At 42.0% G+C, this 20,683-nt stretch carries 20 protein-coding genes; 16 read left to right on the forward strand and 4 right to left on the reverse strand.

Annotation, left to right across the window (positions count from 1 at the left end; genetic code table 11):
- The first annotated feature begins 61 nt into the window (after positions 1 to 61).
- The 11 genes from comGA (at position 62) to AC4HAL_RS01960 (ending at position 9,349) form a co-directional block, all read left to right on the forward strand.
- Positions 62 to 1,003 carry a competence type IV pilus ATPase ComGA gene (comGA, locus tag AC4HAL_RS01910; RefSeq protein WP_491092725.1) on the forward strand — a complete coding sequence of 314 codons (942 nt, stop codon included), beginning with the start codon at positions 62 to 64 and terminating at the stop codon, positions 1,001 to 1,003.
- Complete coding sequence (gene comGB, locus AC4HAL_RS01915; RefSeq protein ID WP_491092727.1) at positions 885 to 1,970, forward strand: competence type IV pilus assembly protein ComGB; 1,086 nt, start codon at positions 885 to 887, stop codon at positions 1,968 to 1,970. The genes comGA and comGB overlap by 119 nt, the downstream gene beginning before the upstream one ends.
- Positions 1,967 to 2,293: a competence type IV pilus major pilin ComGC gene (comGC, locus tag AC4HAL_RS01920; RefSeq protein WP_491092728.1), complete on the forward strand. Its 327-nt coding sequence runs from the start codon at positions 1,967 to 1,969 to the stop codon at positions 2,291 to 2,293. Before comGB ends, comGC begins: the two co-directional genes overlap by 4 nt.
- Positions 2,247 to 2,681: a competence type IV pilus minor pilin ComGD gene (gene comGD / locus AC4HAL_RS01925; RefSeq protein WP_491092729.1), complete on the forward strand. Its 435-nt coding sequence runs from the start codon at positions 2,247 to 2,249 to the stop codon at positions 2,679 to 2,681. The genes comGC and comGD overlap by 47 nt, the downstream gene beginning before the upstream one ends.
- Entirely contained in the window at positions 2,653 to 2,946 is a 294-nt protein-coding gene (gene comGE / locus AC4HAL_RS01930) for a competence type IV pilus minor pilin ComGE (RefSeq protein ID WP_491092730.1), read from the forward strand. Before comGD ends, comGE begins: the two co-directional genes overlap by 29 nt.
- Positions 2,930 to 3,367 carry a competence type IV pilus minor pilin ComGF gene (gene comGF / locus AC4HAL_RS01935; RefSeq protein WP_491092731.1) on the forward strand — a complete coding sequence of 146 codons (438 nt, stop codon included), beginning with the start codon at positions 2,930 to 2,932 and terminating at the stop codon, positions 3,365 to 3,367. The genes comGE and comGF overlap by 17 nt, the downstream gene beginning before the upstream one ends.
- Entirely contained in the window at positions 3,345 to 3,779 is a 435-nt protein-coding gene (comGG, locus tag AC4HAL_RS01940; RefSeq protein WP_447452512.1) for a competence type IV pilus minor pilin ComGG, read from the forward strand. Before comGF ends, comGG begins: the two co-directional genes overlap by 23 nt.
- Before the next feature lie 227 nt (positions 3,780 to 4,006).
- Positions 4,007 to 4,969, forward strand: a complete 963-nt coding sequence (locus AC4HAL_RS01945) for a class I SAM-dependent methyltransferase (protein ID WP_491092732.1) — start codon at positions 4,007 to 4,009, stop codon at positions 4,967 to 4,969.
- Positions 4,970 to 5,031: 62 nt separating this feature from the next.
- Positions 5,032 to 6,228, forward strand: coding sequence for an acetate kinase (locus AC4HAL_RS01950; protein ID WP_491092733.1), 1,197 nt, complete (start codon positions 5,032 to 5,034; stop codon positions 6,226 to 6,228).
- Between the two features lie 216 nt (positions 6,229 to 6,444).
- Complete coding sequence (locus tag AC4HAL_RS01955) at positions 6,445 to 6,912, forward strand: CtsR family transcriptional regulator (protein WP_491092734.1); 468 nt, start codon at positions 6,445 to 6,447, stop codon at positions 6,910 to 6,912.
- Complete coding sequence (locus AC4HAL_RS01960) at positions 6,905 to 9,349, forward strand: ATP-dependent Clp protease ATP-binding subunit (protein WP_491092735.1); 2,445 nt, start codon at positions 6,905 to 6,907, stop codon at positions 9,347 to 9,349. The genes AC4HAL_RS01955 and AC4HAL_RS01960 overlap by 8 nt, the downstream gene beginning before the upstream one ends.
- A 57-nt stretch (positions 9,350 to 9,406) precedes the next feature.
- Here the strand turns inward: AC4HAL_RS01960 and AC4HAL_RS01965 are convergent, their stop codons facing one another.
- The 3 genes from AC4HAL_RS01965 to hslO are packed head-to-tail and all read right to left on the reverse strand — an operon-like array spanning position 9,407 to position 12,186.
- On the reverse strand, positions 9,407 to 10,309 hold the full coding sequence (locus AC4HAL_RS01965; protein WP_491092736.1) for an SLAC1 family transporter: 903 nt from the start codon (positions 10,307 to 10,309) through the stop codon (positions 9,407 to 9,409).
- 37 nt (positions 10,310 to 10,346) lie between these two features.
- Complete coding sequence (gene dusB, locus AC4HAL_RS01970; RefSeq protein ID WP_491092737.1) at positions 10,347 to 11,327, reverse strand: tRNA dihydrouridine synthase DusB; 981 nt, start codon at positions 11,325 to 11,327, stop codon at positions 10,347 to 10,349.
- Positions 11,314 to 12,186 carry an Hsp33 family molecular chaperone HslO gene (hslO, locus tag AC4HAL_RS01975; RefSeq protein ID WP_491092739.1) on the reverse strand — a complete coding sequence of 291 codons (873 nt, stop codon included), beginning with the start codon at positions 12,184 to 12,186 and terminating at the stop codon, positions 11,314 to 11,316. Before hslO ends, dusB begins: the two co-directional genes overlap by 14 nt.
- A gap of 149 nt (positions 12,187 to 12,335) precedes the next feature.
- Between hslO and yajC the strand changes: the two genes are divergently transcribed.
- The 5 genes from yajC to AC4HAL_RS02000 all read left to right on the forward strand — a co-directional run bounded on the left by yajC (position 12,336) and on the right by AC4HAL_RS02000 (position 17,836).
- Positions 12,336 to 12,698, forward strand: coding sequence for a preprotein translocase subunit YajC (gene yajC, locus AC4HAL_RS01980; RefSeq protein ID WP_491092741.1), 363 nt, complete (start codon positions 12,336 to 12,338; stop codon positions 12,696 to 12,698).
- A 119-nt stretch (positions 12,699 to 12,817) separates the two neighbouring features.
- Positions 12,818 to 13,573 carry an undecaprenyl pyrophosphate synthase gene (gene uppS, locus AC4HAL_RS01985; protein ID WP_491092742.1) on the forward strand — a complete coding sequence of 252 codons (756 nt, stop codon included), beginning with the start codon at positions 12,818 to 12,820 and terminating at the stop codon, positions 13,571 to 13,573.
- 11 nt (positions 13,574 to 13,584) lie between these two features.
- Complete coding sequence (locus AC4HAL_RS01990) at positions 13,585 to 14,379, forward strand: phosphatidate cytidylyltransferase (protein ID WP_491092743.1); 795 nt, start codon at positions 13,585 to 13,587, stop codon at positions 14,377 to 14,379.
- 244 nt (positions 14,380 to 14,623) lie between these two features.
- A complete protein-coding gene (gene rseP / locus AC4HAL_RS01995; RefSeq protein WP_491092744.1) occupies positions 14,624 to 15,889 on the forward strand; it encodes an RIP metalloprotease RseP in 1,266 nt (421 codons plus the stop codon).
- Positions 15,890 to 15,973: 84 nt separating this feature from the next.
- A complete protein-coding gene (locus tag AC4HAL_RS02000; protein ID WP_491092746.1) occupies positions 15,974 to 17,836 on the forward strand; it encodes a proline--tRNA ligase in 1,863 nt (620 codons plus the stop codon).
- A 323-nt stretch (positions 17,837 to 18,159) separates the two neighbouring features.
- Here the strand turns inward: AC4HAL_RS02000 and AC4HAL_RS02005 are convergent, their stop codons facing one another.
- Positions 18,160 to 20,679 (reverse strand): glycosylhydrolase-like jelly roll fold domain-containing protein, encoded by a 2,520-nt coding sequence (locus AC4HAL_RS02005; RefSeq protein WP_491092748.1) that lies wholly within the window; start codon positions 20,677 to 20,679, stop codon positions 18,160 to 18,162.
- Between the last annotated feature and the right edge of the window lie 4 nt (positions 20,680 to 20,683).

Consider the following 20,683-nt stretch of genomic DNA (forward strand, 5'->3'; position numbering starts at 1 on the left):
ATCAGTGTTTCTTTCACTTTCTTTTTGTTTTACGAATAGATAGGTAAGAGGAGGTTGGGCTATGGTTCAAATTTTAGGGCGGCAGCTGATTAAGCAGGCTGTTGAATGGGAAGCTCAAGATATTTATATTATTCCCAGAGGAGACACTTATAAGGTTTACATGAGGGTTGGTGATGAAAGACGCTTTATTGATACTTACCCAACAGAAACAATGTCTGGTTTAGTGAGTCATTTTAAATTTGTTGCTGGTATGAATGTTGGCGAAAAGCGACGCAGTCAACTGGGATCTTGCGATTACGAATTTATAGATGGAGAAAGGGCAGCTCTACGTTTATCGACAGTTGGTGATTATCAGGGACATGAAAGTATGGTGGTTCGTCTACTTTTTGATCAACGTCGTCAGCTACATTTTTGGTTCGATGGCCTAAAAGAGTTGTTACCGCGAATTATCGGTCGAGGGCTCTATCTTTTTTCGGGGCCTGTCGGTTCAGGTAAGACAACGCTGATGTATGAATTAGTTGCTCAGAAATATGCTGACAAGCAGATTATTACCATTGAAGATCCGGTGGAAATTAAACAGGAGGACATGCTTCAGTTGCAGCTTAACCCGAGTATTGATATGACTTATGATAATTTAATTAAGCTATCTTTACGCCATCGTCCGGATGTACTCATCATCGGTGAAATCCGCGACAGCCAGACAGCGCAGGCTGTTATTCGAGCCAGCCTGACAGGTATTACGGTTTTTTCGACTGTTCATGCAAAGAGTATTCCCGGTGTTTATGCCAGACTTTTGGAACTTGGGGTAGCTCCCCAAGAGCTAGATAACAGCTTGGCAGGCATTGCCTATCAGCGCTTGATTAGAGGAGGAGGGGTGATTGATTTTGCCACAGAAAATTTCCAAACATACTCGGCTGAAAGCTGGAATAGTAAAATTGACCAGCTTCTTGCAGCAGGACATATCACTGAAGAACAGGCAGCAGCCGAAAAAATTAAAGATTAACCGTCAGCGTAAAGTCATTCAGCTTTTTAACAATTTATTGGAGTCTGGATTTACTCTGACAGAAATTGTTGACTTTCTGGAACGCAGTCAACTTTTGTCCAGCGCTTATACTCAGCAGATGCGATCTAGTATGCTGTCTGGGGAAAATTTAGCTGTGATGATGGCAGGTTTAGGGTTCTCAGATGATGTGGTTACCCAACTTTCCTTGGCTGAGATCCATGGCAATACCCAAGGTAGTCTGATTAAAATCGAAAACTATTTAGCCAATCTAATGACCGTTAGAAAAAAGTTGATTGAGGTTGCGACTTATCCTGTTATTTTGCTGCTCTTCTTGGTATTGATTATGTTGGGACTGCGTAATTATCTTCTACCTCAATTAGAAGGAGGAAACCTAGCAACAAGCATTATTAACAACTTGCCCGTGTTTTTTCTAGGCAGTGTTTTGGCAGTGAGCCTTCTAATTTTGGTGATATTATGGCTGAAAAAGCGTTCAATTAAGATTGTCTGGTATTCAAAGTTGGTAAGATTTCCCTTTTTAGGGCGGTTTTTGCAACTGTATTTAACGGCTTATTATGCCAGAGAATGGGGCAATCTTATCGGTCAAGGGGTGGAAATGAGCCAGATTGTTCAGTTAATGCAAGATCAAAAATCCCAGCTTTTTCAGGAGATTGGACGCGATATGGAGGTAGCCTTACTGGCGGGTCAAGAATTTCATAATAAAGTCTTAGACTACCCTTTCTTTTTGCCTGAACTCAGTCTGATTATTGAATACGGTCAAGTCAAATCTAAATTAGGTAGTGAGCTAGAAGTTTATGCCCAAGAAACCTGGGAGACCTTTTTTGGCAGAGTAAACCGAGCAACTCAAATGATTCAACCCCTTGTCTTTATTCTGGTTGCTCTAGTTATTGTGATGATTTATGCAGCTATGTTGCTACCTATGTATCAAAACATGGAGGTTCAATTATGATGAAAACATTATGGAAACGTTTAGTTTCCCAAAAAGTTAAGGCCTTTACTCTTATTGAAATGTTAGTGGTTCTTCTTATTATTAGTGTTTTGCTTTTGCTGTTTGTCCCGAACTTAGCCAAACAAAAAGATAATGTCAAAGATACCGGTGGAGCAGCTATTGTCAAAGTAGTAGAAAGTCAGGCGGAGCTGTATGAACTTAATCATGCAGATAATGCGACCGTCTCGAAACTTGTATCTGAAGGGGATATTACACAGAAACAGGCGGACTCTTATAATGACTATTACAAGAAACATAAGGAAAATCGCAACGTACCGAATTAAAGCTTTTACACTATTAGAAAGTTTACTTGTTTTATTTATCACAAGCTTTTTGCTACTAAGCTTTACAGGAGGCGTGCAGCACATCTTTACGGATGTTCAAGAAAAATTGTTTTTTCTATCCTTTGAGCATCTCTATCAAGACACTCAGAAACTCAGCAATGCCCAGCAAAGGGAGATGACATTGAGTATTTCTGATGGAAAGGTAACCAATGGAGTATCCAGTTTAGCAATTCCTGCTAGTGTTCATCCTAACCAGAACTACAGCTTGGAGTTTTCTCCTGCTGGGGGCAACTCTTCTCTGGAAAAGCTGAGCTTCTCTAGCAGTGAAGAGACGGTGACTTATCAACTTTATATAGGGAGTGGTCGTTATAAAAAAACAGAGTATTAATGCTTACATACTTTTAGAAAGTCTTATCGCCTTGGCAGTTCTCGTTACCATCGTGACTCTAGTGTTAGGGGAGATTAATCGTAATCGTGAGGAACTTGCTGCTAGCCTTCATCGTCAGGAAGTGCTTAATGTTGCCCAAATGGCCGTTCAAACAGACGAGGACAGCATGACTTTGAATGGTGTTAGGGTCAGTGTGCAGCAAGATTCGCATGCTATAAGAGTCTATGAGGGTGATGAGGAGGTTTTATATGTGGCTAAAAACTAAATCAAAAGCGTTTACCCTGCTGGAATGTTTGGTAGCTCTTTTGGTTATTGCCGGCAGTGTTATGGTATATCAGGGATTAACGCAGGTTTTGACCAGCAATGTTGCTTATATCAGTAAAAACGACGAAGAAGATTGGCTGCTGTTTTGTCAACAGCTGCGTTCGGAATTATCTGCGACTAAGTTAGATGATGTTTCCGGCAATAAGCTTTATGTGAGCAAGGGCCAGCAATCTTTAGCTTTTGGTAAGTCCCGCTCTGATGATTTTCGCAAGACAAATGCCGATGGTCGCGGTTTTCAGCCGATGCTCTATGGTTTAAAAAGCAGTCATATCAGTCGGTCTGGACAAACGGTGACAATCAGGGTTTTATTTGAATCAGGCTTAGAAAGGACCTTTGTTTATGCATTTAAGGAAACAGGTTGAAGCAGGGGTTCTCATCTATGCTTTACTAATGGCTGCCATTTTTGTCCTATTGCTACAGTTTTATCTGGAACGTTTGGTCGCTAATCAAAGGCAAAATCAAGCCTTAGAAAGTAATGCTCAGGCTTATTTGATGGCTCAAATGATCGCTAAAGAAGCCTCCGACTCATCAGGCCAGTACTCTTTTAATCAAGGAAAAGCGATTTACCAGCAAGGTGATCAGTTTCTTAGAGTAACGGTTGAGCTGTCTGATGGCGGTCGCTACACTTATGATTTCCCTCGGAAAAGTTCTGATGATTCAAATACCAGTAATGAGGATAAGAGTAAACCTTCGAGTTTGGAAGAAAAGGGAAAGTCAAGCGATAGCAGTCATTCAAGCAGCAGTACAGATGGAAAACAATCTGTAGCGAGGTAGAGCAATTAGGTTCTATCTTGTTTGGCACTGTAAATTTAGCGATTAGAATTTCAAGAAGCTCAGGCTCTCTTTTCGTGGTTTGGATAACAATTAAAGGGCGGACCAGATAAAAATTTGTATGAAGTGCTGAGTCTATTCTTGTGCATTAGAGCTGGAGACCAGCTGTTTATCTTCGGCCACGTGTTTCTAGGTTTTCCATTTTGTCTTAATTTTGTTATGATAGAACTATGAATTTTGAGAAAATAGAGGCAGCCTACGAGCTGATTTTAGAAAATGTACAACTGTTGGAAAACCAGTTGAAAACTAATATTTATGACGCTTTGATTGAGCATAATGCTATCTATTTAAGTGGTGATAGCGACAGTCAAGACCAAACTATACTGGCTAATATCGCTAGACTGCGTCAGTTAGATTTATCAGCTGAGGAATGGCGTCGAGCCTATCAGTTTATCTTTATCAAGGCAGCTCAGACTGAACCGCTGCAGGCTAATCATCAGTTTACACCTGATACGATCGGCTTTGTCCTGCTCTTTTTATTGGAAAATTTAGTATCTGCTGATAAGCTTGACCTATTAGAAATCGGCAGTGGAACAGGTAATCTTGCCCATACTCTTATCAATAATAGCAGTAAACAGCTGGATTATATGGGTTTGGAAGTTGATGATTTGTTGATTGACTTATCAGCTAGTATTGCGGATGTTATTGGTTCAGATATTGGTTTTGTTCAAGAGGATGCGGTACGTCCGCAACTCCTAAAGGAGAGCGACATCATTATCAGTGATTTACCAGTTGGTTACTATCCAGATGATGCCATTGCTAGCCGATATCAGGTGGCAGTTAAACATGAACATACCTATGCTCATCACCTTTTGATGGAACAGTCTTTGAAGTATTTAAAGAAGACTGGGTTTGCTATTTTTTTAGCCCCGGTTAATCTTTTGACAAGTCCCCAGAGTGATCCGCTTAAGGAGTGGCTAAAGGGCTATGCGAATCTTGTTTCAGTTATCACCTTGCCAGATCAACTTTTTGGTAGTCCTAATAATGCTAAATCTATCTTTGTCTTACAGAAGCAGGCTGCGCAAGTCCCTGAGACTTTTGTCTATCCTCTGACTGATATACAAGATCGTGAAAATTTGCTGGAATTCATGGAAAACTTCAAAAAATGGTCAGCTGATTATATTCTTCCGTAAAAAAATCTGTTATAATGAGGTTGCTGTTTTAGAAAGCGATTACATTTTATGGGAGGTAACTTATGTCAAAAACAATCGCAATTAACGCTGGGAGTTCGAGCCTTAAATGGCAGCTTTATCAGATGCCTGATGAAAAAGTTCTAGCTAAAGGACTAATTGAGCGCATCGGTTTAGAAGATTCTATTTCAACTGTTAAATACGATGGCAAATCGGAGTCACAAACGCTTGATATTCCAAATCACACGGTTGCCGTCCGTATCTTGCTAGAAGATCTAACCAAACATGGTATCATTGCTGATTTTGCTGAAATTACCGGAGTTGGGCATCGTGTTGTTGCTGGTGGTGAGTACTTTAAAGAATCTGCTCTAGTGGATGAAAAGGTTATTGAGCAGGTAGAGGAATTAGCACTTTTAGCACCGCTTCATAATCCTGGAGCAGCGGCTGGTATTCGTGCTTTTAAGGAAATCCTGCCAGATATTACTAGTGTTGTTGTTTTTGATACTTCCTTCCATACAACTATGCCTAAATATGCCTACCTCTATCCTATTCCGCAGAAATATTATCGCGATTACAAGGTACGCAAATATGGCGCCCATGGTACCAGTCACAAGTATGTTGCTCAGGAGGCGGCTAAGCTTTTGGGGCGTCCCTTGAAAGAACTTAAATTGATAACAGCCCATATTGGTAATGGTGTATCCATAACGGCGAATTACCATGGCGAGTCAGTTGATACTTCGATGGGCTTCACTCCTTTGGCTGGTCCTATGATGGGAACGCGCTCAGGTGATATTGATCCGGCTATCATCCCCTATCTGATTGCTCAAGATCCAGACTTAAAGGATGCTGCTGATGTAGTCAGTATGCTAAATAAGCAGTCGGGTTTGGCTGGGGTATCAGAAAACTCTAGTGATATGCGTGACATTGAAGCTGGTATTCAGGCTCAGGATAAAAATACTGTCTTAGCCTACAATATCTTTATTGATCGATTGAAAAAATTTATCGGACAATATTTTGCCGTTCTCAATGGAGCCGATGCATTAGTCTTTACGGCTGGTATGGGTGAAAATGCCATCGGTATGCGCCAAGATATTATTGCTGGTTTGAGTTGGTTCGGTATGGAGCTTGATCCTGAGAAAAATGTTTTTGGCTATGTTGGTGATATCTCATCTCCAAAATCAAAAGTCAAAGTTCTAGTTATTCCGACTGATGAAGAGCTCATGATTGCACGTGATGTTGAGCGTTTAAAAAATATTGATTGATAGTGCGTCTGCATTGTAAAAATGAGTCTTACTCCCAACCACTGCGTCGATCCGGTAAATCTAGGATAATACTAATGAGTCTGGCCTTTTGTCCCAGACTCGTTTTTTGTTTTCCCAATCACTTGAGATTTCTTATCATTGCATGCTTTTAACTTTCCAAAATTGTCTTTTTGAGGTATAATAGTCAAAGTTAGTCAAAGATAGGAAGGGTAGTCTATGCCTATAAAAAATACTTCAGATAGTATTGAAGAGTACATCAAAAAGATCCTAGCTCAGTCGGGAATTGCGGAGCTTAAGCGCTCGCACTTAGCAGATTCATTTGATGTTGTACCCAGCCAAATCAATTACGTAATCAAGACCCGCTTCACGGAAAGCAGGGGCTATGTTGTTGAGAGCAAACGTGGTGGGGGCGGTTACATCCGTATCGCTAAGGTAGCTTTCTCTGATAAGCACCATCTCCTCGGGGCATTGGCTAATTCTATTGGTGAGAGTATTAGTGGACAGGTTTTTGATGATCTCATTCAGCAGCTCTATGACCAAGATATAATCAGTGAACGTGAAGGCAACATCATTCTAGCTTCATCTTCAGATGCTGTTTTAGGTGACAATGCACCGCACATTCGTGCTCGTATGCTCAAAAAGATTATTCAACGATTAGATAGAAAAGGAAATCCTTATGACTGATTATTCCCTGAAAATGCGAGAGATATTTGGGCGTGCCCAGGATCAAGCGGCTCGTTTTCAGAGTCAATATTTGGAAACATGGCATATTTTGTTGGCTATGGCCGATATTGATGAAACAGTCGCCCGTCTGACTTTGGCAGATTTTGCTGATAAGATTGATTTAGATGAATATGAGGACGCTGCTACTCTGATCATGCGTCGTAAGCCCCTGCGAACTGTTAATACCCAGCATATTCTAACTGCTTCACTGGGCTTGAGGCGTGTTTTAGACTATGCCGGTCAGATTGCTCAAGCCGTGAAAGCTGATGAAATTGGCAGCGAGCACGTTTTGATGTCTCTCTTGCTGACGCGTGATAATATGGCCCTGCGTATTTTAGAACAGGCTGGTTTTTTGACACAGGATGAAGGCGATGCCCAGCTCCGCTTAATTGATTTACGTAAGGTCCTGGAACGCTATGCCGGTCTTACCAAAGATGATATCAAGGCTATTTTTGAGCTGACCAAACCTAAGAAAAGTGGCAGCGGCAATTTTAATAATATGATGGCTCCCCAAGCTAGTCCCGGAGAGCTGGCAGATTTCACTCGTGACTTAACCGCCTTATCTGAAAGCGGCCAGCTGGAAAAGGTTATTGGTCGAGACGAAGAAGTGACCCGTATGCTTCAGATTCTCAGCCGTAAAACTAAAAACAATCCGGTTTTAGTCGGTGATGCTGGTGTCGGAAAGACGGCTCTGGCTTACGGACTGGCTCAGCGCATTGTGGAAGGAGAGGTTCCTTATGAGCTGGCTGATTTCCGTGTCTTGGAACTGGATATGATGTCAGTAGTAGCTGGGACCCGTTTTCGCGGTGATTTCGAGGAGCGCATGAACCAAATTATTGCTGAAGTAGAAGCTGATGGCCATATCATTCTCTTTGTTGATGAGGTTCACACCATTATGGGTTCTGGCAGTGGTATTGACAGTACCTTAGATGCTGCTAATATCTTGAAACCGGCCTTAGCGCGTGGTAGTCTGCATATGATTGGAGCAACAACCCAAGAGGAGTACTCCAAACATATCGAAAAGGATGCCGCTCTTTCTCGCCGTTTTGCTAAAGTTTTAATCGAGGAACCAACAGTAGATGAGGCTTACCAGATTATTCTAGGATTGAAAGGTAGTTACGAGAACTACCATAATGTTACAATTTCTGACCAAGCCGCTTTAACGGCTGTCAAGGCTGCCCACCGTTACTTAACTAGCAAGAATCTACCTGATTCAGCTATTGATCTTTTAGATGAAACCAGCGCTGGGGTCCAAAATACGGTAAAAAAATCAGCACCTGAGTTTCTAACACCTGCTGATCAAGCCTTGCTGGCTGGTGATTTTCGTTCTGTCGGTAGACTTCTTGAGCAAGATGCAGAGGTTGCTGACAAGCCTGAACCAAGTCCTATCACAGATGATGATATTATGCGTACCCTCAGCAAGCTCTCGGGTATCCCTGTTGAAAAGATGACTCAGGCGGACAATAAACGCTACCTCAGTTTGGAAAAGGAGCTGCATAAGCGAGTGATTGGTCAAAACGACGCTGTGTCTGCCGTAGCACGTGCTATTCGTCGCAATCAATCAGGTATCCGTACAGGCAGACGTCCGATCGGTTCCTTTATGTTTCTTGGGCCAACGGGGGTCGGAAAGACCGAGCTGGCTAAGGCTCTAGCAGAACTCCTTTTTGATGATGAATCTGCTCTTATTCGCTTTGATATGTCTGAATATATGGAGAAATTTGCGGCCAGTCGCCTCAATGGCGCCCCTCCAGGTTACGTTGGCTACGACGAGGGTGGAGAACTAACAGAAAAGGTTCGCCAAAAGCCTTATTCTGTCCTCCTTTTTGATGAAGTTGAAAAGGCCCATCCAGATATTTTCAACGTTTTGCTGCAGGTCTTGGATGATGGGGTCTTGACCGATAGCCGGGGACGCAAGGTTGATTTTTCCAACACCATAATCATCATGACCAGTAATTTGGGGGCAACGGCCTTGCGTGATGATAAGACAGTTGGTTTTGGTGCTAAAGCGCTCAGTCAAGATTATGATGCTATGCAGTCACGCATCATGGAAGAACTCAAGAAAAACTATCGACCAGAATTCATCAATCGGATCGATGAAAAAATTGTCTTCCATAGCTTAACACCTGAAGATATCCGGCAAGTTGTCAAATTGATGATGCAACCTTTGGAGCAAGCCTTGGCTGATAAAGGGATGACTCTCAAGGTACAGCCAGCAGCTCTTAAAATTCTAGCTGAGCATGGTTATGATCCTGAAATGGGGGCCCGTCCTCTGCGTCGCAGCATTCAAACGCAAGTAGAAGATAGATTGTCAGAATTGCTGCTCTCAGGTGAGCTTGAAACAGGGGCAACACTAAAAATCGGCAGCCACAATGGTAAGTTAAAGTTTACTGTTGCCTAAATCAGAATGGCCACAGTACGACAGACAGAAAAGAAAAAGGCATCTTAGATTTTAAACCTAAGATGCCTTTTTAGAATTAAAATAGATAAGGTAGCCGATAGCAACATAGGCAACAACAACTGTGGCTAATAAAATTTCAAACTGGCTCAGCCTCAACAGCCAACCATCATTTAATTTAAGACGCATAAGGCTGAGAACTAGGGCAGTCGCTGTGCTGACGCTAGGAAAGGTAAAGGCAGAAAAAGTCGGAACAAACCAAGTTTTGATCTGTTTGGCTAGAAAAATTACCGTCCCCCAATAAAATCCCTGCGACAAAATAAGAAACCAGCTTACCATGATACCAGAGTAACTTGGAGAAAGCTGAAGCAAAGCCAGAAGTAAGAGGGAGCTGGGGGCCGCCATAATAGCAGCATTGGGAATCTGCGCAGGGAGCAGCGGCCACTTGACTAAGCGATAAAGTAGAAGCAGCATTAAGATAACATAGGCTAGAGAGGTCAGGTAAAAAATAGCCCACCCAATGTTTGTTTGGTCAATGACTCTTGCTGAAATAGAAGCAGCAGCTGGTCCTACATAGATGACAAACCAACCAGGATAAAGTGTTTTCCAGCTAGGTTTAGTCAAGGCCAACTTTGTAAAAAGGAGCAGAAAGCTTAGATGCCCGATAAGCCCCGCAGTCCAAATCAGCGTCAGAGCTAGTTTAGGCAAAGGTAGAACTAAGGGGGACAGCATCATAGCCATAAAGTAGGTTGGAAAGGTTGATGCTGGCAGGAGGTCTGTTAACTGCTTTCGGCAATCCTCTTGATGGCTGATGAGATAACCTGTTAAAATCAACCATAGAATGACTGTAAGAATTAATAGCATTTGGGCGATTGGCTGGCTGACAAATTTCCCGATTAAGTTAACTAAAGCGGTCATTCCCAGTAATAACCCAGTCAAAGCTAGGGGCAGTGATTGCTTCATAAATTCTCCTTGTGCGGGGGGCAGCATTAGGAGCCACTCAGTTTGGAATGGCTTCAAAGATTTCTTTGACTTGTGCTAAACTGTTGGCGCGAGCAACAGCTCCGCGGATTTTAGCAGCACCCGATGTTCCTCTGAGGTAGTAAGGTGCCAGACCACGGAATTCACGTACGGCGATATCTTCTCCTTTAAGCGTAACTAACCGTGTCAAGTGCTCAAAGGCGATGTCTAACTTTTCAGCAAAGGTTAAATCTGCTAGGATTTCTCCGCTTTCAAAGAAATGGTTGATTTGTGTAAAAAGGTAAGGATTGTTTAGGGCCCCTCGGCCAATCATGACAGCATCAGTTCCTATTTCTTCAAGCATAAAACGGGCGTCTTCCACTGTCTTGATATCACCATTTCCGATGAAAGGAATGGTTTTAATGGCCTTAGCGACACGTGCCAGTGTGTCATAGTCACAGCTGCCAGTATACATTTGTTCACGCGTACGACCGTGCATAGCCAAAGCGGATACTCCGGCTGCTTCGGCAGCTAGAGCGTTTTCGACCGCCAGAGTGTTATCCGACCATCCCGTCCGCATTTTGACAGTTAAGGGAAGGTCAAGGACAGACTTTACAGTCTTGATAACCTTGTAAATCTTATCGGGATCCTTCAACCACATAGCTCCAGCCTCATTCTTGACAACTTTGTTGACAGGGCATCCCATGTTGATGTCGACAAGATCGGCCTTGGTATTTTTTTGGATAAATTCTGCCGCCTGAGCCAAGCTCTCACCATCATTACCAAAGAGTTGGATAGAGACTGGGTGCTCGCCTTCGTCAATATGAAGCATGTGCAAGGTTTTTTCGTTATTATAGAGGATACCCCGGTCTGAGACCATCTCCATGACAACCAAGCCAGCCCCAAACTCTTTAGCGATGGTTCGAAAGGCAGAGTTAGTTACTCCAGCCATAGGCGCTAAAACAGTACGGTGGGGGATTTCAACATTTCCAATCATAAATGATGAATTAAGCTTTGTCATTGATAATGTCCTCCAAGTCAGTTTGAGTAAATTGATAGATGGTTCCACAAAATTGGCAGGTGATTTCTGCACCTTGATCTTCGTCTTTCATTGCCTGCAATTCTTCTTTGGGCAGGGTTCCCAAAGCCGCCTCAAAACGTTGACGGCTGCAGTCACAGATGAAGCTTAGCTTCTCTTCGGAAAGAACTTTATAATCATCTTCGCCATAAATTGCCTCAATCAGAGCCTGAGTAGGGTTGTCTCTTTCTAAAAGGCTGGAAATAGCGGGCATATTTTGAATACGTTTTTCAAAACGCACAATCTCTTCTTCCTTCGCATCAGGCAGAACCTGCAGCATAAAGCCACCGGCGACCTCAACCTTGTCATCCTGATCCAAAAGAACATTGAGTCCCACAGCAGACGGAGTTTGTTCACTTTCGGTCAAATAGTAGGCGAAATCTTCACCAATTTCACCAGATATCAAAGGGGTAGCTGATGTATAGGGGTGTCCTGTTCCATAATCAATAATAGATATAAACTGTCCCTGTCCCATAAAAGGGCCGACTAAGACCTCGCCGGTTGCAGTCTTTTTAATATCAACACCTGGATTTTGAATATATCCCTTGACCTGTCCTTCTGTATCAGCGACTGAAATAATATGACCAAAAGAGCTGTTACCGATGACCTTGACGGTAACTTTTGCGCTTCCTTTTTGATTAGCAGCTAAAATCTGATTGGCAATTAAGGTACGCCCCAAAGCGACTGTTGATGACGATAGGGTGTGGTGTTTTTTTTGGGCAGTGCGTACTGTTTCAGTGCTATCCAGTACATAAGCGCGAAATGAGCCTGAACTGGCTATTGTTTTAATTAATTTATCCATAGTGCCCCTATTATAGCATAAATGAAGTTGTCAGAGAGTATTCTCAGCTTGTTGCAGTGTTACTTAATAATACTCATATCATATTTTCTTGCTTGCCTTTGCAAAATCTGGTATAGTTAACAGTACTGAAACATTTGGAGGACCCTAATATGCAATACAGTTCAATTATTATTCTCTTAATCATTTTAGCAGGAATGATGCTTTTTTCATCACGTAATCAAAAACGCCAAAAACAAGAGCGTGAAAACATGAAAAATAACCTAGTTAAAGGTGCTGTGGTTGAAACGATCGGCGGCTTAATTGCCGAAGTGGACGAAGTAGATGAGGAAAATCAGCGCATAGTTCTGGATGCTGATGGTGTTTATTTGACTTTTGCTGAACGCAGCATTTTTAAAGTGATTTCCTCACCAGCACAAAATGCAGCAACAGATAATACAGCCGCAGTCGAACAGGAAGAAAGCAGGCAGGCTGATACAACCGATGAGACAGAGACGGCCATTGAAGAGGGCTGAGATTTATAAATCAGTTGTAACCTAGTAAGGGATGACGATGTTGTTCATCCCTTTTTTGTTTGCTTTCCTAGTAGCCACAGGTGCAAACTTACTTAATTTATGGTAAAATTCTAAGGAGTATGGCTATATTTAAATTTAAGAAAAAAGAAGAGGCAGCAAGCCTTGAAAAGATCCCCAAGCATATTGGAATTGTCATGGATGGAAATGGCCGTTGGGCCAAGAAACGCCTGCAGCCGCGCGTTATGGGGCACAAGGCTGGCATGGATGCCCTGCAAAAGGTGACTGTTAAGGCCTCGGACTTAGGTGTCAAGGTCTTAACGGTCTATGCCTTTTCAACAGAAAACTGGTCCCGTCCGGATGATGAGGTCAATTTCATTATGAACCTGCCAGTTGAATTTTTCGACACTTATGTTCCAGAGCTTCATGCTAATAATGTCCGCATCCAGGTTATTGGCGATACGAGCAAGCTCCCAGTGGCTACATCTGATGCTATGCAGAGGGCTGTTGAGAAAACACAGCATAACTCAGGCCTAATCTTGAATTTTGCCCTTAACTATGGGGGACGTGCTGATATCGCTGGGGCTGTCAAAGCTATTTCTCAAAAAGTGTCGGAAAATAAACTGACTCTTGATGATATCAATGAAGACCTGATATCTCGTCACTTGATGACCAATAGTCTGCCCTTTCTCTATCGGGATCCCGATTTAATTATTCGGACGAGTGGTGAATTACGCCTGAGTAATTTTCTAATCTGGCAGGCAGCCTACAGTGAGTTTTATTTCCCCAGTGTGCTTTGGCCTGACTTTGATGAGGAACAACTGGTTTTGGCTATTGCAGAATTTAACCGCCGTAAAAGGCGTTTCGGCGGTCTATAGAGGAGTTAAGTATGCGTGAACGTGTGATTTACGGAGGGATTGCTGGAGCTATTTTTCTAGCCTTTCTGGCTATCGGGAACCTCCCATTTCAGCTATTTGTCGGATTTTTAGCCATGATAGCCATGTCAGAGCTCTTCAAGATGAAGAGATTAGAAATCTTTTCTTTTGAGGGGGTCTTGGCTATGCTGGCAGCTTTCGTCCTGACTGTACCGATTGGGAATTATTTGCTTTTTCTGCCCTTGGACGCCAGTTGGACCTGCTTTGGCCTTATCAGCTTTATGATTTTAGCGGGTACTGTTCTTAATAGTGATGCCTATTCATTTGATGATGCTGTCTTTCCAATTGCTTCAGCTGTCTACATTGGTTTTGGATTTCAAAATTTAATTACGGCTCGTCTTGACAGTGTCACTAAGGTACTCTTTGCCATCTTTATTGTTTGGGCAACGGACATCGGTGCCTATATGATTGGCCGCCAATTCGGTCAAAACAAGCTTATGCCTAAGATTTCTCCAAATAAAACCATTGAGGGAAGTCTGGGCGGAATCCTGTCAGCTTTAATTGTTTCTTTGATTTTTATGCTGACTGACAAGTCTATTTACAGCCCAAGATCTTTCCTTGTGACCATGATTCTGGTTGTTGTGTTTAGTATCTTTGCTCAGTTTGGAGATTTAGTCGAAAGTGCTATTAAACGTCACTTTGGTGTGAAAGACTCTGGGAAATTAATACCTGGACACGGTGGTATTTTAGACCGGTTTGATAGTATGATTTTTGTTTTTCCAATCATGCACTTCTTTGGATTATTCTAATGCCTCCTTGAAAAAGCAAATGAGTATCCTATATTCTAATCTGCTGTGTTTTATACAGCTCTGGTTTTGTTGTTTTGCTTACATTTGCTTCTCTTTGGGCTTTTTGAGTACAGGCAATCGTCCTGATCTAGGTTGTCTGCTTTACCCTAATAGGGTGGAATAATCAATCTGCCGCTGTCTTTTAGACCTGTTTTCTGTATGCTCAATATGGGAAACACTTTTTGTTTTAATATGAGGGTATGAAATGCTGCTAAATATTATTGTCTTCATCATAGTTTTTGGAATTATCGTTGTTGTTCATGAATTTGGGCACTTCTATTTTGCTAAGAAATCGGGTATTTTAGTACGAGAATTCGCCGTTGGTATGGGACCGAAAATTTTTGCCCACACGGGTGAGGATGGCACTGTCTATACCGTCCGAATGCTTCCTTTAGGCGGCTATGTCCGCATGGCTGGCTGGGGGGATGATGCAACTGAGATTAAGACTGGCACACCAGTTAGTCTGAGCCTAAACGAGCGGGGGAAGGTTACCCGTATCAACCTGTCAGATAAGCAGTTGGATAATAACAGTCTGCCTATGAATGTGACTAGTTATGATTTAGAAGATAAACTGACAATCACAGGACTTACATTAGATGAGTCCCAAACTTACTCAGTTGATCACGATGCGACGATTGTCGAAGAAGACGGCACGGAATTACGGATTGCTCCTCTAGATGTGCAGTATCAAAATGCCAGTGTCTGGGGGCGAATGATAACAAATTTTGCAGGTCCCATGAACAACTTTATTTTAGGGACAATTGTCTTTATTCTGCTGGCTTTTATCCAAGGCGGTGTACCCAACCCCGATACCAATACAGTCCGTGTGGCTGATGGCGGCGCTGCCCAGCAGGCTGGTATTAAAAGCGGTGATAAGGTGCTAGAGATTGCTGGTCGTAAGGTTGATAACTGGGATGATCTAACAAAGGCTGTAACAGCTTCTACTAAGCATTTCAAAAAAGATAGTAAGATTACTCTAAAGATTCAGAATCGTGATAATCAGACTAAAACCATCAAGGTTAAACCCAAAAAGGTCGGCGATAGCTATCTGATTGGCGTACAACAATCTTTGAAAACAGGGTTTTGGGATAAGCTGACAGGCGGCTTCCAACAGGCTCTATTAGCTATGACGGCTCTTATCAAAGCCCTCGGTAATCTCGTTCTTCATTTTAGCCTCAATAAGTTAGGTGGCCCAGTAGCTATGTATCAGGCTGTCGGTCAGGCCGCTCAGTCAGGATTTGTCACTGTCTTCTACCTAATGGGGATGTTATCCATGAATTTGGGTGTTGTCAACCTCTTTCCGATTCCTGCCTTGGATGGTGGTAAGATTCTTATCAATATCATTGAGGCTTTGCGCCGCAAACCTTTGAAACAGGAAACTGAAACCTATATCACCTTAGTAGGTGTGGCAATTATGCTTGTACTTATGATTGCTGTAACCTGGAATGATATTATGCGGGCCTTCTTCTAAGAAAATGCGTCTTGATCTAAATAAAAAAATTATATGTGAAAGGAAGGCCTCAGCCGCTGACTTACTGAGGCCGAACAATTAACCATGAAACAATCTCAAATGCTGATTCCAACCCTGCGTGAAATGCCCAGTGATGCTCAAGTCATCAGCCACGCTTTGATGGTGCGTGCTGGCTATGTTCGTCAGGTAACATCAGGTGTCTATTCTTATCTTCCCTTGGCCAATCGTGTGATAGAAAAATTCAAGGGCATTATGCGTCAGGAATTTGATAAGATTGGTGCTGTAGAAATGCTGGCTCCGGCCCTCCTGACTGCTGATCTTTGGCGGGAATCAGGCCGTTATGAAACGTATGGGGAGGATCTTTATAAGCTGAAAAACCGTGACCAAGCAGATTTTATCTTGGGACCGACCCATGAGGAAACCTTCACATCCGTTGTGCGTGATACTATTAAATCCTACAAACAGCTGCCCATGAATCTCTACCAGATTCAGCCAAAATATCGTGATGAAAAACGTCCTCGCAATGGGCTCCTGCGCACTCGCGAATTTATTATGAAAGACGGCTATAGCTTTCATGCCGACTATGATAGTTTAGATAGGACCTATGAAGATTATCGCAAGGCCTACGAAGCTATATTTAAGCGTGCAGGGCTTGATTTCAAAGGAATTATCGGTGATGGTGGTGCTATGGGAGGAAAAGATAGTCAGGAATTCATGGCTGTAACACCAGACCGTACTGACCTTAGCCACTGGTTGGTTCTGGATAAATCCATCAGCTCTATTGAAGAAATTCCAGAGGATGTTCTAGCAGAAATTAAGGAGGAACTCAACAAATGGCTAGTGTCCGGTGAGGATACGATTGTTTACTCGAGCGAGTCTGCCTATGCAGCGAACTTAGAGATGGCTACCAGCCAGTACAAGCCTAGTACAGCTGTAGTGGCTCAAGAGGAGATGCGTAAGGTTGAGACGCCAAACTGTAAGACAATTGATGAAGTAGCTGCCTTCCTGCAAGTGGAGGAGAAGCAAACGATTAAGACCTTGCTTTTCATAGCCGATGAGAAACCGGTTGTCGCCCTTTTAGTCGGCAACGATCAGGTCAATGATGTCAAACTTAAGAATCATCTGAGAGCTGCCTTCTTAGAAGCAGCTAGTGAGGAAGAAGCACAAAAGCTTTTTGGTGCTAGCTTTGGCTCTTTAGGACCTGTTGGCTTACCAGAAGAAGTTACCATTATTGCTGACCGTAAGGTGGAAGGTCTAGCTAATGCTGTCGCTGGCGCTAACCAAGATGGTTATCACTTGGTTGGTGTTAACCCTGGGCGTGACTTTACCCCAAGTGAGTATGTTGATATTCGTGAGGTTCAAGAAGGGGAGGTCTCTCCTGACGGACAAGGTAAGCTTCAATTTGCCCGAGGTATAGAAATTGGACATATCTTTAAACTTGGGATACGTTATTCAGAAAGCATGGGGGCTAATATCCTGGATGAGAATGGCCGCTCCGTTCCGATAATCATGGGCAGCTACGGCATAGGAGTCAGTCGTATTCTGTCGGCTGTGATTGAACAGCATGCGCGTCTTTTTATCAATAAGACTCCAAAAGGAGCCTATCGCTTTGCTTGGGGAATTAACTTCCCTAAAGAGTTGGCACCATTTGATGTCCATCTCATTACCGTCAATACTAAAGATGATGACGCCCAAAATCTGACTCAGGCAATCGAGCGTCAATTGACCACGGCAGGTTACGAAGTTTTAACAGATGATCGTAATGAGCGCGTCGGTTCTAAATTCTCAGATAGTGATCTCATAGGTCTGCCAATCCGTGTGACTGTCGGTAAAAAGGCTGCTGAAGGTGTAGTCGAAGTTAAAATAAAAGCAACCGGAGATACGATCGAAGTCCATGCTGAAAATCTTCTGGAAACTCTTGATATCTTGGCAAAAGAATCAAAATAGATAGATTTCCAGAGGGCAGGACGAACTTTCACGATGGCTTTGTCCTCCCTCACAGAAAAAAACATGCGTATACACGATGACGTTGTACCTACAATATTTGAGCTCTGTAATATCATCTGCAGTGGATAAATACACACTCTGGATATTATAGAGCTTTTTGAGTGTCTAAAATTTACAGTATAAGTACAATATAAAACTCACAAAATTTCCAATAAAATAGATTTGACCAATATACTTTATCTGGAGAAATTTTATGAGCTATCATTATTTTATAAGAGAATGGCTTATGTGTTATGAGTATGAGACGATAGATTTGATTATTACTATTTAATTAAAGTTATTGGGGTTGTTATTCCACATGGTTCTATAAGCAGATATTGATTAAGCCCCCCTCTGAACTCTGTCCCCAAAGTATTAGTCACTTCAATACGTAACTCATTTTCCCCACTATACAAAAGTCTAGCAACATCAAAGTAATATGGAGGAGCAATTTTAACTCCTGCTGTTTTACCGTTTACAAAAACTTCAGCAATTTCGTAAGCCCCTCCTAAGTCTATTGCTTTTATGTTATGGCTATCATCTAAGTTTATTCTAGTTGTATAGGCGACAGTTCCACTTTTCCTATCATATCCCTTTATCTGATTAAGTGGCGTTAATTTGGTTAATTTAGTAACTGGTATAAAATTAGGATAACTGATAGGATCTGCAAACTCTACTTCCCATTTATTTGTGATAATACTTCGTTGATCTACTTTAAAATTACTTTTCTTAGCTATGTGCTCATCGTTGAAAATCCAAACTATTGTTTGATAAGGTTCCAAGGTTAAGTGATTATTTTCTACCCTAAAATAGTTATTATCATAAGCATCGTAAGCAACTATCACCTCTGCATACAACTTAAAATGAATTGTCACATCTACTGTTTTTGAGGTATTTTCATTGAAAAACATCCAAAAGTCTTTACCATCCTTTTGATAATGATAATAAACTAGATCAGAGCAAGGTTCTTCTAAATAGATCTCAGCACTGTCTGCTAGTGATATCGGCAATTCGTCAAGTGAGCAAACATTTGGAGACATGGCAAAATTGCTGTAATTTTGGGGAAGACTATCAATAAGAACAATCTTTATGCCCGAAAGAAGGAGTTTGTTGAAAGTAGCCATCACATCATTAGGGATATATTGCGCATAGGGTACAACCAAGACGTCAAACTCGTGCTGATTTATCAATAATTTATTATTTTTTAAATGCGCTGATTTCAATAAATCGTTACTAACAATGTCAAAGTCAATTTGAGTTTGAGTCAAGACGCGAGCAGGTATTTCTATCGGCATGTAGTTACCGACCCATTCAAATTCTGCTGGGTAGAAAAGGGCTACTGGGGCTTTGTGTTGACCGTTACTGAAGAGTGTCATTAATCGATTTACGTAATTAGAAAAGTTGGGCATGTAGCGATATTGTGGATTATTACCTTGAGCGTAAAAATGAGGAGGACAATCCCAATCAGGAAATTCTTTTGGACTAAAAGCATGTGGAACGATGTGATTAATCCCTCGAACAATTAAATGGTCAGCGATCCACTTCATAGTTTTTAGACCCTCATTCCAACCATAAGCACCAAATGCTTCACACATAGACCGACCATGCTTGTGTGGATACAGATCGGCTGCTGAGGATCCGAGCTTAGCTAAAGCATAATGATAAAACTGACCATCACTCCCTCCTGTCTGGAAAGCGTCATGATGATAATTCATGCCTGGAACAACTTGCCCCCCAATAACATCAATTCCTGAAAAATGTTGAGCTTCTTGTCCTCTAAAAAAGTGCCCTGTACCATATCCGAGTCGTGCATGAGCGCCATTATCTTCAATATTATGTCCTAAATAATAAATTCCGTGTTCAGAGCACCAGTTGGCCAATATATTAACAAAGTTACGATTATATTCTCTTGTTATAAGATCCATATAAGCATAACGTATTTCACGCTCTGTTTCATTTATATCAGGTACCCATAGTAATGGTAGGTAAGATTTATCGAAAGGCAATTCTTCTTCAAATTTTGGCCGCCATGGAAGAACCATATTTGCTTTTCCAATTCCTGAATCTGCTCCTTTGGCATTTCCGAAGCGGGGTTCATCTGAAAAGAAAGCTGTAATGGTATTGCCGAAATAAGAACCAACATGCGATAAGTGCTTTTCATATACTTCTTCTACCAAAACCTGAGTCGCTTCAGCAACAAGCGGATTGAGATAATCTTTTGTTGCTTCTTCTCCTCCAGTATGCGTTGTAAAAATTACAAAGACACTCCAGTGTCCGGCGGGTATATCAAGATAGATAGTATCACCTCTAAAGTAATCTGTGATTTCAACCATCGTGTCTATTTTTATAGGATCACCATTTTGAACATAGCTTGCACAACGCTCAGCCATAAAAACACCAATAACATCAATAATCTCAGTTTGTTCCTTCTCCCAAGGGCGACCTTTAAGTTGTGAGGCATCAATCCGAGCGCCTGCCATTGGTCCAACAATATCAAAACGCCTCATTGTCAGATACTGTTTTAAATATTCAGGATAATCTTCTTTAATTCTCCCATTTGCAAAGCCGGTTGGGAAATGGGAGTCGTCCAGAATCCAAACTTTCATATTTCGTTTTTGGCATTCTTTTAAGATAATATTTAAATCTCGCCACCACATTTCACCTAAAAAATCTGGATGAGGACGCGATTCTACACAAAGTGCCTGCATCCCTGACTGATAGATTTTATCAACGTAGTCGACTAAAATGTCTTTTTCTTCGCCATGTTGCCAAAAAAATGGGTATAAATGATTGCTTACTGTCATAATT

This window comes from Streptococcus sp. ELY_125, from assembly GCF_058314535.1.

Coding starts and splice junctions, on each gene's coding strand:
- AC4HAL_RS01965 (WP_491092736.1), bottom strand. CDS start 10,309: ATGAAGCAATCACTGCCCCTAGCTTTGACTGGGTTATTACTGGGAATG.
- rseP (WP_491092744.1), top strand. CDS start 14,624: ATGCTGCTAAATATTATTGTCTTCATCATAGTTTTTGGAATTATCGTT.
- hslO (WP_491092739.1), bottom strand. CDS start 12,186: ATGGATAAATTAATTAAAACAATAGCCAGTTCAGGCTCATTTCGCGCT.
- dusB (WP_491092737.1), bottom strand. CDS start 11,327: ATGACAAAGCTTAATTCATCATTTATGATTGGAAATGTTGAAATCCCC.
- comGD (WP_491092729.1), top strand. CDS start 2,247: ATGACTATTACAAGAAACATAAGGAAAATCGCAACGTACCGAATTAAA.
- AC4HAL_RS01950 (WP_491092733.1), top strand. CDS start 5,032: ATGTCAAAAACAATCGCAATTAACGCTGGGAGTTCGAGCCTTAAATGG.
- comGG (WP_447452512.1), top strand. CDS start 3,345: ATGCATTTAAGGAAACAGGTTGAAGCAGGGGTTCTCATCTATGCTTTA.
- yajC (WP_491092741.1), top strand. CDS start 12,336: ATGCAATACAGTTCAATTATTATTCTCTTAATCATTTTAGCAGGAATG.
- comGA (WP_491092725.1), top strand. CDS start 62: ATGGTTCAAATTTTAGGGCGGCAGCTGATTAAGCAGGCTGTTGAATGG.
- AC4HAL_RS01945 (WP_491092732.1), top strand. CDS start 4,007: ATGAATTTTGAGAAAATAGAGGCAGCCTACGAGCTGATTTTAGAAAAT.
- comGC (WP_491092728.1), top strand. CDS start 1,967: ATGATGAAAACATTATGGAAACGTTTAGTTTCCCAAAAAGTTAAGGCC.
- AC4HAL_RS02000 (WP_491092746.1), top strand. CDS start 15,974: ATGAAACAATCTCAAATGCTGATTCCAACCCTGCGTGAAATGCCCAGT.
- comGF (WP_491092731.1), top strand. CDS start 2,930: ATGTGGCTAAAAACTAAATCAAAAGCGTTTACCCTGCTGGAATGTTTG.
- AC4HAL_RS01990 (WP_491092743.1), top strand. CDS start 13,585: ATGCGTGAACGTGTGATTTACGGAGGGATTGCTGGAGCTATTTTTCTA.
- AC4HAL_RS02005 (WP_491092748.1), bottom strand. CDS start 20,679: ATGACAGTAAGCAATCATTTATACCCATTTTTTTGGCAACATGGCGAA.
- AC4HAL_RS01960 (WP_491092735.1), top strand. CDS start 6,905: ATGACTGATTATTCCCTGAAAATGCGAGAGATATTTGGGCGTGCCCAG.
- uppS (WP_491092742.1), top strand. CDS start 12,818: ATGGCTATATTTAAATTTAAGAAAAAAGAAGAGGCAGCAAGCCTTGAA.
- AC4HAL_RS01955 (WP_491092734.1), top strand. CDS start 6,445: ATGCCTATAAAAAATACTTCAGATAGTATTGAAGAGTACATCAAAAAG.